This window comes from Pseudobutyrivibrio sp. JW11, from assembly GCF_900115355.1.
Classification (GTDB): domain Bacteria; phylum Bacillota; class Clostridia; order Lachnospirales; family Lachnospiraceae; genus Pseudobutyrivibrio; species Pseudobutyrivibrio ruminis.
Window position 1 is genome coordinate 19,532 of record NZ_FOWB01000004.1, and the last position, 16,514, is coordinate 36,045.

Annotated in this window: 11 protein-coding genes; 10 read left to right on the forward strand and 1 reads right to left on the reverse strand. The window is 40.8% G+C overall.

The window, feature by feature from the left end:
* Positions 1–2,102: hypothetical protein (locus BM102_RS14420; RefSeq protein ID WP_207646564.1), on the reverse strand; the 2,102-nt coding region annotated here is incomplete at its 3' end.
* On the opposite strand from BM102_RS14420, the gene BM102_RS14425 reads away from it, so the two are divergent.
* From BM102_RS14425 to gtfB, 10 genes are all read left to right on the forward strand, one after another.
* Entirely contained in the window at positions 2,101–2,739 is a 639-nt protein-coding gene (locus tag BM102_RS14425) for a hypothetical protein (RefSeq protein ID WP_207646565.1), read from the forward strand. The two genes, BM102_RS14420 and BM102_RS14425, sit on opposite strands and share 2 nt — an antisense overlap.
* Before the next feature lie 133 nt (positions 2,740–2,872).
* Positions 2,873–3,895, forward strand: coding sequence for a hypothetical protein (locus BM102_RS05325; protein ID WP_090479692.1), 1,023 nt, complete (start codon positions 2,873–2,875; stop codon positions 3,893–3,895).
* A 66-nt stretch (positions 3,896–3,961) separates the two neighbouring features.
* Positions 3,962–5,455, forward strand: coding sequence for an accessory Sec system protein Asp2 (gene asp2, locus BM102_RS05330; RefSeq protein ID WP_090479695.1), 1,494 nt, complete (start codon positions 3,962–3,964; stop codon positions 5,453–5,455).
* A gap of 147 nt (positions 5,456–5,602) precedes the next feature.
* Positions 5,603–7,762, forward strand: a complete 2,160-nt coding sequence (locus BM102_RS05335) for a hypothetical protein (RefSeq protein ID WP_090479698.1) — start codon at positions 5,603–5,605, stop codon at positions 7,760–7,762.
* Between the two features lie 100 nt (positions 7,763–7,862).
* Positions 7,863–9,068 carry a hypothetical protein gene (locus BM102_RS05340; protein WP_090479701.1) on the forward strand — a complete coding sequence of 402 codons (1,206 nt, stop codon included), beginning with the start codon at positions 7,863–7,865 and terminating at the stop codon, positions 9,066–9,068.
* Positions 9,069–9,080: 12 nt separating this feature from the next.
* The gene (gene asp1 / locus BM102_RS05345; RefSeq protein WP_090479703.1) at positions 9,081–10,691 is read left to right on the forward strand and encodes an accessory Sec system protein Asp1; all 1,611 of its coding nucleotides are present in this window, start codon (positions 9,081–9,083) and stop codon (positions 10,689–10,691) included.
* A complete protein-coding gene (gene asp3 / locus BM102_RS05350; RefSeq protein ID WP_044933747.1) occupies positions 10,692–11,135 on the forward strand; it encodes an accessory Sec system protein Asp3 in 444 nt (147 codons plus the stop codon).
* Positions 11,135–13,474 (forward strand): accessory Sec system translocase SecA2, encoded by a 2,340-nt coding sequence (gene secA2 / locus BM102_RS05355; RefSeq protein WP_242839245.1) that lies wholly within the window; start codon positions 11,135–11,137, stop codon positions 13,472–13,474. The genes asp3 and secA2 overlap by 1 nt, the downstream gene beginning before the upstream one ends.
* Positions 13,475–13,498: 24 nt before the next feature.
* A complete protein-coding gene (gene gtfA / locus BM102_RS05360) occupies positions 13,499–14,995 on the forward strand; it encodes an accessory Sec system glycosyltransferase GtfA (protein ID WP_090479706.1) in 1,497 nt (498 codons plus the stop codon).
* Complete coding sequence (gene gtfB, locus BM102_RS05365; protein ID WP_090480168.1) at positions 14,968–16,320, forward strand: accessory Sec system glycosylation chaperone GtfB; 1,353 nt, start codon at positions 14,968–14,970, stop codon at positions 16,318–16,320. Before gtfA ends, gtfB begins: the two co-directional genes overlap by 28 nt.
* Positions 16,321–16,514 lie beyond the last annotated feature (194 nt).

Genomic DNA, 16,514 nt, shown 5'->3' on the forward strand with positions numbered 1-16,514 from the left:
GCATCTACATCAGCAAGTTTGAGTGAGTCAACAAGTGCATCACTCAGTGATAGCACATCATCAAGTTTAAGTGAGTCAACAAGTACATCACTTAGTGATAGCACATCAGTAAGCTTGAGTGAGTCAACAAGTACATCACTTAGTGATAGCACATCAGTAAGCTTGAGTGAGTCAACAAGCACATCACTTAGCGATAGCACATCATCAAGCTTAAGTGAGTCAATAAGTGCATCACTTAGTGATAGTACATCAGTAAGCTTAAGTGACTCAGTATCAGAGAGTACAAGTACATCACTTAGCGATAGCACATCAGTAAGCTTGAGTGAGTCAACAAGTGCATCACTTAGCAATAGTGCATCAGCAAGTGAGAGTGCATCGACAAGTGCCAGCACATCAGCTAGTACAAGCTCTTCAGACAGTGCATCTACATCAGTAAGCTTGAGCGAGTCAACAAGTACATCGCTTAGCAATAGTGAGTCAGCAAGCACAAGCGCATCAACAAGCGCAAGTACATCAGCTAGCGAGAGTGCATCAACAAGCTTAAGTGAGTCAACAAGTACATCACTCAGTGATAGCACATCAGCAAGTTTGAGCGAGTCAACAAGTACATCGCTTAGCAATAGTGAGTCAGCAAGCACAAGCGCATCAACAAGCGCAAGTACATCAGCTAGCGAGAGTGCATCAACAAGCTTAAGTGAGTCAACAAGTACATCACTCAGTGATAGCACATCAGCAAGTTTGAGCGAGTCAACAAGTACATCGCTTAGCAATAGTGAATCAGCAAGCACAAGCGCATCACTCAGTGATAGCACATCAGTAAGCCAGAGTGAGTCAGCAAGCACATCATTTAGCAATAGTGAATCAGCAAGTACAAGTGCATCAGACAGTGCATCTACTTCAGCAAGTGAGAGTGCATCAACAAGTGCAAGTACATCAGCTAGTGAGAGTACTTCAATAAGTAATAGCGAATCAGCAAGTGCAAGTACATCAGCAAGTGCAAGTACATCAACAAGTGCAAGTACATCAGCTAGTGCAAGTGAGTCAACAAGCACATCACTTAGTGATAGCGAATCAGCAAGTGTAAGTACATCAACAAGCTTAAGTAACTCAGTATCAGAGAGTACAAGCATATCACTTAGTGATAGCACATCAGCAAGCCTGAGCGAGTCGACAAGTACATCACTTAGCAATAGTGCATCAGCAAGTGAGAGTGCATCGACAAGTGCCAGCACATCAGCTAGTACAAGCGCTTCAGACAGTGCATCTACATCAGCAAGTTTGAGCGAGTCAACAAGTACATCGCTTAGTGATAGCACATCAGTAAGCTTAAGTGAGTCAACAAGCGCAAGTGCATCAGCAAGTGAAAGTGCCTCAACAAGTGCATCACTTAGCGATAGCACATCAGTAAGCCTGAGTGAGTCAACAAGTACATCACTTAGCGATAGCACATCAGCAAGCCTGAGCGAGTCAACGAGTGCATCACTTAGCCAGAGTGAATCAGCAAGCACAAGTACAAGCATATCAATTAGTGAGAGTGTATCAGCAAGCTTGAGTATTTCTGAATCAGTGAGCGAAAGCCTATCAGCTAGCACAAGCACATCAGAATCTATAAGTGCTTCTGTAAGTGAGAGCTTATCAGCAAGTGAAAGTGCATCAACAAGCGCAAGTATTTCAGCAAGTGAAAGTGCATCAACAAGCGCAAGTATTTCAGCAAGTGAAAGTGCATCAATAAGCGCAAGCACATCAGCAAGTACAAGTGCATCAGAGAGTGCTTCAACAAGCACAAGTGAATCAGCAAGTGAAAGCACTTCAACAAGCTTAAGCGACTCAGTATCAGAGAGTACAAGTACATCACTCAGTGATAGCACATCGACAAGCTTGAGTGAGTCGACAAGTACATCACTTAGCCAGAGCGAGTCTGCTTCAACAAGCGCAAGCTTGTCTGAGTCAGCAAGCATAAGCACTTCGCTTAGTGAGAGTGCCTCAACATCAGAAAGTCTTTCAACAAGTGCTTCTCTTAGTGAGAGTGCATCTACATCAGAAAGCCTTTCAACAAGTGCTTCAACATCAGAGAGTATTTCACTCTCAGAGAGTGCAAGCATGTCACTTTCAGTTAGCCTTAGCTTGTCAGAGAGCATGAGCCTTAGTGCTTCAGAGAGAGCAAGCTTGAGCAACAGTGCATCAGCAAGTACATCGGCAAGCGAGAGCGCATCAACAAGTGCAAGCATCTCAGCAAGCGAGAGTGCTTCAACAAGTGCAAGCACATCAGCAAGCATAAGTGCATCAGAGTCAGCAAGCGCATCTGTAGCTGCAAGCACAGCAAATGACAACACTGGAAATGGTGGAACAAGCACTCCTGCTTCAGCAAGCGAGACAAACGGCACTGCAACTACAACAACAGAAACAGCAACTTCTTCATATAATGAAGTTTCAACAAATGCTTCATCTACAAGCACAGTTTCATCATTCAATGAGATTGGCGGAGCTGAGACAACAATTGAGGAACAGCAGGTACCACTTGCTGTAAGATTAGACTCAACAGATGATTTGGCATCAGAGTTTGAGGATGAATACACAACAATCCAGGATGAGGAGACACCACTTTCTATCACAAAGAGCGGTTTAGGTGGAAGAGTTTGGTGGTATTGGATCCTTATCATCATCACAGCAATATCAGGAAAGGTTGCTAAGGATAAGAGGAACATTGTTGAAAAGGAAGTTGAAGATACAGACAAGTAGATTAGTTAAAGAAACAGAAGTTGAGAAATAATTCACAAAAGTATGTGGAATGTAACTAGAAAGTGAATTATAATATGAGAGTGGAAGATGTCAGACATTTTCCACTCTTTATATTATGCGCAGGAGGTAATATATGAACAAAAATCTAAAAAGATGCTTAGAATTCCTTGCGATTGTAGTAATCACTGGAATCGTTGCGATATCAAGTCCATTTAATCCATGGATTGCAAACGCCTTTACTGAGGTGCAGGAAGAGATTCTTAGTATTGCGTACTCAGTAAGAGAAGGATATCTAGCATATGTTGAATTGGATGGTCACTACGGACCAGTTGTATATGAGTTCTTTGGCCTTGGTTATTTACCAACAGACACTCATTTGTTTCAGTTCATCATGGAGACAGCTCTCAATTTTGTGTCTATATTATTCTTATATAAGACAGCAAAGCTTTACACATCGAATATTTTTGCTTGGGTTGCAGCAGCGGCAATAGCAATTTTCGAATGGGGTGCACTTACCCATGCTGGTGCAGAAGAGATATTATTCTTCGTAATGTCTTTGACATGCTACCATGTGGCACGCCAGCTAAAGAGCGGCATGCTTTCACATCACACATACTTACTCGCTATTGATTTAGGATTAGTTCTTTTCCTTCAACCAGGATATGTATTCTTCTGGGCAATACTAATTCTATTCTTTGCAATCAAATTTAAGGTTGATGGCATAGATGGAAAGGGATATAGAACATTCTGGTTTTCAACAATCGAAGGTTGGATAACCGTAGCAGTTCCAATGGGATTATATTTATGGTATTTCAAAAACGGAGCAGCATTTTTACAGAATGTAGTTTCATACAACATGAGCAATATTGGTTCATTTGGCGAAGGACTAAAGCTAGTTCTTGCAACACCTTGGACTATCGCAATTGCGGTACTTGTAATTGCAATTATCATCAAGGTTGTTATGAATGAAAATGTTGCTGATTTATGTATTTGGCTTGGAGTAGTAATTTGTGCAATAATAGTAGTAGCACTACAGGGGGAGAATCTTGATTCATTCAAGGTAGCAGTTAAAGCACTCTATATTGTTCCAGTTGCTAGTATCCTTTCACTTTTGGATAAGCCACTTGGATTGAAAATAGAGGAAAGAGATAATTAAGATTTATAGCCCAGCTCGTAGTAATGCTTGCTGGGCTTTTATTTTGCACGAAGGGCTTAAATTTACATGGATAAGATTAGGATTTTACAGATAGGTACAGAAAGCTGGGCAACTAAATATAAATGTCCTGACAATGTAAAGATTATCTTTGCAGGTGGAACAATTGAAAAGAAAAAGGATATTTATGAAATTGTTGTAGTTGAAAGAAATCTGGATGATGAAGAGGCAGAGATAGTTCACCAGATGTCAATGTCATACTGCGTTTTCATAGTTGGTGATTTCAAGCTTAATAGACCTACTACGAGATTGTTCAACCGAAGAATGGCTAGTAACTTGGCAGCGGAGGATATACAGGATTTCCTTACTAATGAGACGAAAAAATATTTCCCACATCCATATGGAGAGAAGTTTAAGCCAGAGAATGTTGGTGTAGCTCAAGGTTTCAAGGGCAGCATCAGATGGAATGGTCAGTACGCTGTTGAATTGGAAGGTGATTACGGCAACCAGTTTACCCAGGTTGCTTTCTGGAAGAATAATATTCCAATAGTAAAAGACCAAGGATTGGAATTTTGGCTAGAGTACGAGAAGGATGACACTGTAGAAATATCATTATCAATTACTCAGTTTGTGCCAGGCTCTCTATCTGACGTTCGAGATTCCTGGACATTTAGCGAAGAAGATTTGAAAGAACCTGTCCTTATTGAAGGTAGAAATGGTGATGGTCAGCTGTTTGTATCACTTCGTGCAGCAGGTCAGGGAAAGCTGAATATTATTGCTTTACACGACCGAGTATCTAGATGGGATTTAGGAGCATTTTTAGTAGGTGGTAAGCGATATGTCACATCTGAGCGAGAGGAGATTTTCTCTTACTTTGATCCAGGTGATTTCAAACCACCACTTGCAGTTTATTTCTCAGGATATAAAACTCAGGAAGGTTTTGAAGGCTACTACATGATGCGAAAAATGGGATGTCCATTTTTGCTGATTGCAGAGCAGCGCTTTGAAGGTGGCGGATTTTACATGGGAAGCCCAGAGTTTGAAGCGTTGATGGTTAAGATAATTGACGAGCATCTAAATAAGCTGGGATTCTATCCGGATCAGCTAATCCTTTCTGGAATTTCCATGGGAACAATTGGCTCATTATATTATGGTTGCAACATGAGGCCTCATGCACTTATTCTGGGAAAGCCATTGGCTAGCCTTGGAGATATTGCTGCTAATGAGACACTGAAGCGTCCAAAGGGATTTCCTACTTCACTAGATATCCTAAAGCGATATGGTGGAGGAACAGATAAGGAAGCAATTGAAAGACTTAACGAGAGATTATGGAATAAGATAAGGAACACCGACTTTGGGCATACCAAGTTTATTGTTTCTTATATGATAGAAGATGACTATGATTCAACTGCCTACAACAGGCTAATCACAGAATTGAATTCGGCAGGTGTGCAGGTTTATGGTAAAGGATTACATGGTCGCCACAATGATAATACCGCTGGAATTGGTGCCTGGTTTAAGGGGCAATATGAGCGTGTTTTGAAGGAAGATTTTGACAGATAATTCTTACAGTTTGAACATTCTGTGAACTGGCAAGAAGTGTGAAAATATGGCAATAATAGGCCTTAGGGGAGCAAAAAAAGTTCACAATTTACCGATAAAATATATACAAATAGATGAATAGGAATTTGTGAAAGAGAGGAATGAAAAATGGGTGAAAAGAAAGTAAGAAGTTTATTAAAAGGAGTAGCCATTACAGGTGCTTCCGTAGGTGGAGCAGCTTTACTTGGCGATGCCGATTTAGTATATGCTATGGAAGAAGAGGCAGCTGAAATCGTTGTTGATACTACACCACAGACACAACAGACAGTAGAGGCACAGGTCCCAGCAGCAACAGAGCAGGTTGTAGAAGCTCCAGCACCAGCTGCAGTAGAGGTTGCGACAGCGCCAGTAGCAGAGACACCAGCAGCAGAGGCACCAGCAGCAGTGGAAGAGACACCTACTACACCAGTAGAGGAAGCTCCAGTTGAGACACCAGCTACTCCAGCAGTGGAGGCTCCAGTTGAGACACCAGCTACTCCAGCAGAAGAAACTCCTGCGGCTCCAGCTGAGGATACAAATGACGATGTATTTACCATTCTTAGAGGGGCTTATAGAGACGAAACAATCGATGAAAATGAGTTAGCTGAAAACAAGGTTGCGCTTAAAGCTATGAGAAAGGCAGCTCCTCTTGCAACTGAATTAACAAATGATACAGAAACTGATGCAGAAACTGATGCTAGCCTTTCTGATACAGCAGAGGCAGCTACCGTATATACGGAGGAACAGATTTCTGAGTCAGGAGCATCACTTTCTACAGTTGAAAGTGAATTATCATCTACATCTGAGCAACTTTCTACTTCAGCATCAGAGGCAGAATCTGAGTATGAAAGCTATTCAGAGACAATGACTACAACATCAGAGGATTATGAATCTAAGAACTACAACATTGCAAAGCTTGATAAATTAGAGCAAGATGTTAAAGCTGCTCAGGCGATTGAAACAGCAAAGAGAGAAGCATTAGCTGCTAAGAACAAGAGTTTAGATACTGATTATTTTGAACACGCTGGCAGACCTCTTGCAATTACAATGATTAAATATAATCTTGTAATTGACGGAAAAGCTGATCCTAATTATATTGATAGCGCACAGATTAAATATTACACACCGGATGGATATGATAAAAAGCATTTCTGTACAATTTATTTAGGAACTGATGGACAGGTTCATGAGGAATATTATGATTATGTAACAGCTAATGCTAGAGGAGAAAGTCTCTTTAGATGGTCTGAGCTTTCTGAAGAAGATGTTGCTGCAGGTATTACAATTCCAAGAGGTATTTCTATAGAGAATTATTCTCCTTATGTTTCAGGAATCAATATTGTTGAGAAGTTTTTACAAGACAATGGCATAAGAGCGGGCGGCAATCTGTTTTCATATACATTTACTGATGATGATGGTAATGAAAAGACATTCAAAATCACAAGACAGAACTATTCTATGGAGGCAGATGAAAACGGACATTATAAAGGCAAAGATTACTATGGCTACGCATTCATGAATAGCCAGATGGATGAGCGTTCTGAATTAGCATCAGAGATGTTATCTTTATCAGCAGCAATTGCATCTACTGGTTCACAGGTTGAGGGATACCAGTCAATGGTAGACGAGTATGTAGCTCGTTCTAATGAGCTTGATAGTGCATGGTCAGAGTATGCTGCTAACAGTACAAAGACTGCAGAAAGTCTTTCTAACAGCACAAGCACATCTGAGAGCGCAGCAAGCACAGCAGCAAGCCAGCAGGCATCTACAGAAGCTAGTGAGTTAGCATCTAATCAGGCAAGTGAGCAGGCTTCAACAGCAGCAAGCGAGGAAGCTTCTACTGCAGCTAGCACAAGCGCATCAGCAAGTGAGTCAGCAGCAGTTGCAGCAACAGTATCTGCTCCTGTAGCATCTGCATCTACAGCAGCACCAGCAGCTTCTGCACAGACAGTTATGCCGGCAGCAGGTGCTATTGCAAACCAGGCAATCACACCTATCGATGATGCAAGAGTTCCACTTGGTGTTGTAAATGACGACACAGTTGGTGGCGAAGAAGTGACAGGTGGCCGCGAGTTAATCGTAGAAGGCCGTACAATCGAGGCTGTAAATGAGGCGGAAACTGAAGTAACAGAAATCGCAGATGATGATGTTGCTAAGGGCATTACAGTCACAGAAGATGAAAGTCTTGCAAGAAAAGGTTTCTGGTGGTGGATTATCGCATTGATTACTGGAAAGGTGACATACGATAAGGTTAAAAAAGAAAAGGAAAAAGAGAAAGAAAATAACTAAGACACTTTTCTAATAGTTGGAGGCAACCGAAAGGTTGCCTCTATTTTTTCTACTTTTAGTGTAGTAAAATAAAAGTGCATAATGGGGGGAGGATAATCAGTTGAGACAAAAATTTTTTCCCAAAACACTTATTCAAAAATTAATATTTACCTTCATAATAATGGGAGTTTACCTTGTTGGTAGAGAGCTTCCTTTATATGGAGTTGATTTAGAAGCTTACAAAGCATTCCAGAGCACCTCTGGAGATCTTATCATGGAAACAATCGGAGGAGATAGATATAAAACCAGCTTGCTGGCACTTGGTATTTCTCCTTTTATGTTCTCTATGCTCTTTGTTCAGGTAATAGTTGCTGTTAAACGTGCTGATTCAAAGGCTCACACTTCGCCTAAAAAAATCACCATGGCAACTCTCATTTTGATGTTTGTATGGGCTAGCGTCCAGGCATATCTTACTGTTAATTCCACAATTTATGTTTTTGATGGCGGGCTTCAGCTTATCATTGCAAAAATCATATCTGGATTTCAGATGGTAACAGGAGCTTTTGTGATTTTATGGCTTGCCACTCGAAATGGTAAATACGGTATAGGTGGTCAGACAGTTCTTATCTATGTAAACATTCTGGATAGTGTGGTTCACACAGTCAAGAATTCTGGCTTATGGGAAATGCATGTTATTGGTGGAATTGGATTTTTGGCAGTGATATGCACAATCATATTTGAAAACAGTGAATACCGTATTCCTATGCAAAGAATATCTATTCACAATATTTATTCTGATAAAAACTATATCCCAATCAAGCTAAATCCAATCGGAATGATGCCGGTTATGTTTTCTACTGCGTTTTTCATGCTACCAGTGTATGTGTCTATGGGACTTAGTATGCTGTTTCCTAAAGACAAAAACTTACAGTGGGTATACGAAAACATGGATACAGCACATACCCTTGGAATTGCTGTATATACGGTAGTGCTATACGTAATTACGATAATTTTCTCATTCGTATTTATCAGTCCAAAGAATCTTACAGAATCTTTGCAAAAAGCAGGAGACAGTATCACAGGTCTCAAATCTGGTAAAAATACACGAAGATTCATTTCTATAAGAGTATTTTGGATCGCATTTTTCTCAGCAATGTTTATGGGATTTTTCATTATTGTACCATTGGTCCTTCATTTAAGAGGTTATGTAGAATCAACAGTTATCAGTTTGCCATCTATTCTTATTGCGATGGCAAGTATCAACTGTAACTTATATCGAGAACTTAGGGCTGTAAGAGATTACGATGCTTACGTGCCTTTCCTATAAGAGGTAATTACGATGCTTTATTTTATTCCAGCTTGGTATCAACAGAATGAGTGGAGAGAGTCTGAGCAGAGTTGGCACACGCGAAGAATGCACACAGAGTTTGATGATACGGTAAAACAGGTTCAGATGTTTTATCGTAGTGGTATGCGTGATTTTAAGATTCTTCTTTTGAGTCATGCTCCAAACTTCAGACATTTCTTACATCGCCAGGGAGTTTTTCATGCTCCATACTGGTCTTGTTTTGATGCCATTCAGGAGGTTAAGAAAAAGAAGGCAGCGGTTTTTTCATTTCATAATCTGGATTGGCCAGAGGGAATCGAATTCGTATATACCCCATTTGTTGTAATTGCATATCTGCATAATACCAAGTACGCCCAGATAGATTTTGGCGAAGCAGGCAACCCTATTCAGGTTAGTATGTACAAGAAAGAGGTGCTTAGCCGTCGTAACATCTACGATGACAGAGGTTTCGTTTCATCTACGGAGGTTTATGATAATGGACGCATGCTCTACACCGATTATCTGACAGAGGCTGGTGTTACAAAGCTTCGTGTGTATGCTGAAACAGGTGCTGTGGAAATCAATGCCAGCTGCAACACCTATCAGGTTTTCAAATCTGATAACACAACGGAGACCAGAACCTTCAAAGAGACTATCTACATGAGCCTTACTGATGTAATTCTGGAAGTGCTTGAAGCACATATTGAGGATGATAATGGAGATGATGTTTTCTGTATTGCCATGCACGAGTTAAATTATCTGGCAGCACAGAACATCATAGGAAAAAAGAAATGTATTCTATCTTTCTACGGAGATAGATATCGCATAAAGGATCATTTGGATTCCAGACCACTTGTAAAAAGGGCAGGATACATCATCACGGATTCTGAGGCAACCACTCGTTATTTGAAGCGAGAGATGGAAGAAGAAATCACTAATATCACAGATATTTCTCCTTACGATTCACGTATGGATTTTGGTATCAGTGAAAAGCTGATGGTTCAAAAGGTTCTTGTACCTGTAGATGGCTTGCCAGAGGAACGTTTTAGGGAAATGATGATTGCTTTGGCCAAGTATTTGCAGATGAATGAAAATGCGGTAATCAGCATCTTCACAAGAAATGCCACCTATGATTTGCCTGAAAAGCTGCTTAATAAGATTGCAGAGATTTTGGAAGAGGCCGGCTTTGACAGACGCATGGTAATCCATGAGGAAGAGGATGATACTGCGGAAAACGAAGATATGGAAGCTGAGGAGCAGGAAGAAATTCCTATCAGATTCTTTGTGGAGCAGTGTGTAGATGAGCTATCAGTCAGCAAGTGTATTCGTGAGCAGCGTATCATGCTTGATATGCGTCACAATCCTGATTTGTTCCTACAGATTAACTGTATCAGTTCAGCCATCCCTCAGATAGTCAGACGCGAAACACAGTATATGCAAAACGGCTACAATGGATTTGTCATGACGGAGATTGATAGAATACCTGTTGCATTGGATTATTTCCTTGGAAGTCTTTTCAACTGGAATCAGGCAAAGGTTTATTCGTACGATATAGGACAGAAGTTTACTACAAAGCATCTTCTTGAGAAATGGAAGAGTGTAATTGCAGGTTTGGAGAAATAAATGGAAAAGGCAAGTTGGACAATCTATTGGAACGAATACAGTTCAGATACTTATCTGTATGGTTCGCAAATAGATTACAAAGCGAAGAATTACGTACATTTTGAAAATGAGCTGATGCCACCAGGAACAGTAATAAAGGAGTGGTATTCTCTGACCAACTATCAGGCACAGCGTATCGAACCATCACTTCCTATCATAGATGGTGAGAGTCATTACCGCATAAAAATCAACGTACATACACCTACAGGAGGTGGATATTTGGTGCGTTTGGTTTTCCTGGATAGATACGAAAGAGAGGCAGGAGATTTCACTGTGAGAGGCACAGAGGCAGAGTTTTCATGCCCACTTAAGACCTACAGCTACAGAATGCAGCTGATAAATGCAGGTATGACGGAATTTACATATCATTCCATTACCATTGAAGAGATTGAGGTAGAGCGATAGTGAAAACTAGAAAGCTTGTAAATAAGCTACGAAAAGAACTGAAAAAGGTAAAGGCATACAAGGAGCAGATGGAGCAGCTTACAGATCAGCAATTGTCTGGGCTCACTGCATCCTTCAAGGAGCGATATGAGAAGGGAGAGTCACTGGACAAGATTTTGCCAGAGGCTTTTGCTGCCATGTGCGAAGCCGACAAGCGTGTGCTGGGAATGTATCCTTTCGATGTGCAGATTATGGCAGGCGTGGCCTTACATCAGGGCTATCTGGCAGAGATGAATACAGGAGAGGGCAAGACACTTACAGCTACCTTACCTATGTATCTAAATGGTCTTACAGGAGAAGGGGCAATCCTTGTTACAAACAATGAATACCTGGCTTTGCGAGATGCGGAGGAAATGGGACCAGCATATCGATTCATGGGCCTTTCTGTTATGGCAGGTGTAAAGCGTGATGAGGATGATAGATTCGAAAACGACGAAAAAAAAGAGATCTACAAAGCAGATATCGTATATACGACACACTCTGCTCTTGGTTTTGATTACCTTATCAACAATCTGGTAAAGTCTGCCAGCGATAGATTCTTACGTCCATTCAATTTCATAATCATTGATGAAGCTGATTCAGTACTTCTAGACAGTGCCAGCACACCACTTGTTATTTCAGGTGCTCCACGTGTTCAGTCCAACCTATACGAATCGGCAGATTTCTTCGTGCGTACATTGAAGGAAAATGAGGACTACGAAGTAGAAGAGAAAAACGTATGGTTCACAGAAAAGGGACTTGAATATGCAGAAGAGTACTTTGGAATCGATAATATTTTCGCTCCAGAGTATTTCGAAATATATCGTCATTTGGTATTGGCACTTCGCGCCCACAAGATTATCGAAAAGGGCACAGAGTATATGATATCTGAAAACGGTGAAGTTGCACTTATCGACGCCAGCTCAGGACGTACCTTAAAGGGCGTAAAGCTTCGTGGTGGTCAGCATCAGGCTATTGAGTGTAAGGAGCGCTTGGAGCTTTCACAGGAAAACCGTTCCATGGCATCCATCACATATCAGAATTTCTTCTCTATGTTCCCAAAGATGTCGGGCATGAGTGGAACTATCTACGATGCAAAGGACGAGCTATATGATGTTTATGGCAAGCATGTAGTAGTTATTCCTACCAACAACCCAATTCAGCGAGTGGATTGTCCGGATTGGTATTTCAGCGATTCGAAAAAGCAGTTTGAGGCTGCTATTCGTCTTGCCGTCAAAAAACATGATACAGGCCAGCCAGTGCTTATCGTTACAACCATGATTGCAGATACTGAAATCATTTCCCATCTGCTGGTAGAAAAGGGCTTGCCACATTCAGTGCTTAATGCCAACAATGCATTCTGGGAGGCTGATATTATCAAAGAAGCTGGCCAGATGGGAGCTATGACAGTTGCCACATCCATGGCAGGACGTGGTACGGATATCAAGCTTGGACCTGGTGTAAAGGAACTGGGAGGACTTGCTGTTATTGGTGTAGGTCGAATGCTTAACATCCGCGATGAGCGCCAGGCAAGAGGTCGTTCTGGACGTCAGGGAGACCCAGGATACAGTAGATTCATTGTATCTTTGGAGGACGATATTGTTGAAAAGGGTACTGACCTGGAGAAGATTCAGAAATACATCGACGGAACAAAACGTATAAGCGATAGAAAAATAAAGCGAATTGTTAATAACGCTCAAAAGATAAATGAAGAGCTTGGCAGTACAAACAGAAAGACTTCAAAGGACTACGATGTAGTACTTCAATTGGAACGTAAGCTGATGTACGACACCAGAGATATGTTGCTTGACGGCGGTACTGTTGAGAAGGAACGTCTACTTCGTATTGCAGAGGACAATGTTGATCTGTTTTTGAAGGAGAATAAGGAGTTGGATGTAACCACTCTGAATCGTTATCTGCTGGATAACATCTCCTACAGAATGGAGAAGGATTCGGGCTATCTCAATCTTAAAAACAGAAACAGAGTGAAGGCATATATCATGGCAAGAGTGGAGCAGTCACTTGAGGAAAAGAAGGCATCTATTGACTCAGAAAGTGCCATGAATGACTTCGTTAGAGTTTCAGCTTTATCTGCAATTGATGAGGCTTGGATTGAGCAGGTTGACTATTTGCAGCAGTTGCAGGCTGCGGTTTCAGGACGAAGCAGTGCTCAGCGAAATCTTATGTTTGAGTATCATGCGGAGGCTTTGGAATCATTTAGAAAAATGGAAAACTCCATCAAGCGAAATATCATCAGAAATGTATTGCTTTCGGAAGTAAGCATGGATAAAAAGAACCGATTACACATCATACTTCCATAAAAGTTTGGCAGAAAAGGGGCATATATGATTTACAACTTTAATCTAGGAATAGGATGGGCCAGCTCAGGGGTGGAGTATGCTCAAAGCTATAGAGCAAAGGTACTTCGCAACATAGGGGCTGAGGCAAAGTTTATATTTTCAGATATGTTTTCCAAGGACAATCTTATCGACATGACCAGAAATATTGGTTTTGAGGATGATGAGATTATTTGGTTATACACATTCTTTACGGATTTTAAGCCGGGCCCTGTTACCTATACCTTGGATGATTTGAAAGGGACACTTGGAGATAAATCTTTTTCCTACGAGCGGGATGGCAAAATAGGAAAGCTGATTTTTGAGGGGGATAATAATTTCTACAGAGTCTACTTCGTAAATACGGAGGAGGATTTCGTTCATCGTGTGGAAATGGTTTCCAGGGGATGTCTGGTGCGCAAGGATTATTTCATGTCTAAGCGTGTGTTCTCGGAATACTATGCTCCACTTGATGGCAAGGCACATCTGTATCACAGACGATTCTTCAATCAGGATGGTAGCCTTGCTTACGAGGAAATCAATGATGATGACAATGTCATGTACAAATTCCCAGATAAATTAATATGTTCAAAGGAAGAGCTTGTGGGTTATATGACAAGCAAGCTTGGGCTTACCAGCGATGATATTGTAATAATCGATAGAACCACCGGCCAGGGCCAGGCTATTCTTGAAAATGTTGGAGATGCAAAGGTTGGAATTGTCATTCACGCAGACCATTTTAGCGAAGGGGCTACGGATGATGATTATATCTTGTGGAACAATTACTACGAGTATTCCTTCTCGATGCATGATGAAATAGATTTCTACATCACTGCTACGGAAGACCAGCGAAAGCTGTTGTTGCAGCAGTTTGATAAGTACTGCGGGGCCAAGCCTAATATTGTAACCATTCCGGTGGGCGCTCTTACTGAGCTTAAATACCCAGCAGGTGAGAGAAAGCCACATTCTTTAATTACAGCATCACGCCTTGCCACTGAAAAGCACGTTGATTGGATGATAGATGCAGTGGCAGCTGCACATGATAGGGTGCCTGATATTTCGTTAGATATCTACGGCAAAGGTGCTGCTGAAAAGGATTTGAAGGAAAAGATAAAGTCTCTGGGTGCTGATTCGTATATACGATTGATGGGACAGCATGATTTGACTGATGTTTATAAAAAGTACGAAGCATATCTATCAGCATCTACCAGTGAAGGCTTTGGACTTACATTGATGGAGGCTATTGGTTCGGGACTTCCAATTATCGGTTTTGATGTTCGTTACGGTAATCAGAATTTCATCGACCAGGGAAAGAATGGCTACAAGCTGCCTTACGCCATAGGAATGGAAAAGGGAAGAAGACAGAAGGCCATGGTTGATGCAATTTGTAAATTGTTTACAGAAGAGGATTTGGAAAAGATGCATAAGCATTCTTATTCAAAGGCTAAGAAATATCTTGCAAGTGAAGTGGAGGCAAAATGGAAAAAACTAATAGAAACGACATAGTTTTGTTGTTCGACTATTTTAATATGGGTAGCCAGGATTTGCTTTTCTCATTTCAGAATGCAGATTATGAGGTGAAGGCGGTCACAATCAATGACGATGGCTTTCTGCCTGATGGCGTTGAAAATGTGTTTGAGCATTTTCTGGGAGATTTTAAGAAGGCGGAAGGCTGTCCTAAAAAGCCTCTTTACTTCAACCAGATTCAGGTGCCAAAGTATTGGCAAATCAGTGGCAACAATACCAGTGGAAGCATTCACGACAAAGCGAAGGAGAGAGGCAGAATATTTTACGCTGAGCCTAAGAATAAAAGGTTTGTTAAGGTGGTGGATTGGCTTGATGAGGATGGCAAAGTCAGAGCCAGCGACCACTATAATAAATATGGCATGCTTTACGCCAGAACTATTTTTAATAAAAAGTCACAGAAGGTAAGCAAGTCATATTTTAATGGTAATGGCCAGGAAATCATTGTTGAAAACTTTGTTACAGGAGACATCATTTTAAATATTGATAATCAGTCACTGTTTTTCAAAAATCGCACGGAGTTTGTGGTTTACTATCTGAAATCCCTGGGGCTTGAGAATCACAGAATATTCTTTAACTCTTTGTCGGTTCCATTTTTTGTATCAAATGCTTTACCACCTTTATCAGATGGAAGGGAAGATATATTGTTTTGGCAGGAGGCAACACGTGATGCAATTCCAGGCAATATGCTATTGATTTTCGATGGTAAGGCTAATAGATGTAAGAGGGTAATAGTGCAAAATCACCCATCCTATGAGCGCCTTAGAATGCTTAATGCCCCTGAGGACAAGATGGATGAGCTTGGCTATATCTATTCATTTAAAAAGAAAAACATGGGTAGACCATCTGCCCTTATTTGTACAAATACAGAAAATGTTGAAAAGCTGAAGGAACTGGTGGAGGCTTTGCCGGAGATGAAGTTCCATGTTACAGCGATTACAGAAATGTCAGCAAAGCTTTTGGCACATGAGAAATATGACAATGTGGTGATGTATCCAAATGTGAAAATGTCTACATTGGATAGACTTTTCTGGGAGTGCGATTTCTTCCTCGATATCAATCGTGAAGGAGAAATTGTTGATGCAACTAGAAAAGCATTTCTTCATAATCAGCTTATTCTGACATTTAACGGAACTGCTCACGGATTGACGTATACAGCCCGTGAAAATCGTTTTGAGGCGAAACAGTATCTCAAAATGACAGAAAGGATAAAAAGTCTATTAAAAGACGAAAATCAGCTTAAAACCGCGGTTTATAGCCAGCAAAGATACGCTTTGAATGCATCTGTAGATGATTATACATTTTAGCTAATTGAGTCAAAGTTTCAAACAACTTACTCGTTTGATAAAAATGCACAAAAATCACTCCTGATTTTCTACTAACTGTACAACGAATTTGTTTGTATTGGTGTCTAAATTGTGTTTTAATAATAACGGACTGTTTGAAAACCCCGTTTTTTACAGACAGACAAATCAAAAGTTATATATATGTTAGGAGGATT

Bases quoted from the DNA above. Each gene is read 5' to 3' on its own strand.
- asp2 (WP_090479695.1), top strand. From the start codon at position 3,962: ATGGATAAGATTAGGATTTTACAGATAGGTACAGAAAGCTGGGCAACT.
- BM102_RS14425 (WP_207646565.1), top strand. From the start codon at position 2,101: ATGTCACTTTCAGTTAGCCTTAGCTTGTCAGAGAGCATGAGCCTTAGT.
- BM102_RS05335 (WP_090479698.1), top strand. From the start codon at position 5,603: ATGGGTGAAAAGAAAGTAAGAAGTTTATTAAAAGGAGTAGCCATTACA.
- BM102_RS05325 (WP_090479692.1), top strand. From the start codon at position 2,873: ATGAACAAAAATCTAAAAAGATGCTTAGAATTCCTTGCGATTGTAGTA.
- asp1 (WP_090479703.1), top strand. From the start codon at position 9,081: ATGCTTTATTTTATTCCAGCTTGGTATCAACAGAATGAGTGGAGAGAG.
- gtfB (WP_090480168.1), top strand. From the start codon at position 14,968: ATGGAAAAAACTAATAGAAACGACATAGTTTTGTTGTTCGACTATTTT.
- gtfA (WP_090479706.1), top strand. From the start codon at position 13,499: ATGATTTACAACTTTAATCTAGGAATAGGATGGGCCAGCTCAGGGGTG.
- asp3 (WP_044933747.1), top strand. From the start codon at position 10,692: ATGGAAAAGGCAAGTTGGACAATCTATTGGAACGAATACAGTTCAGAT.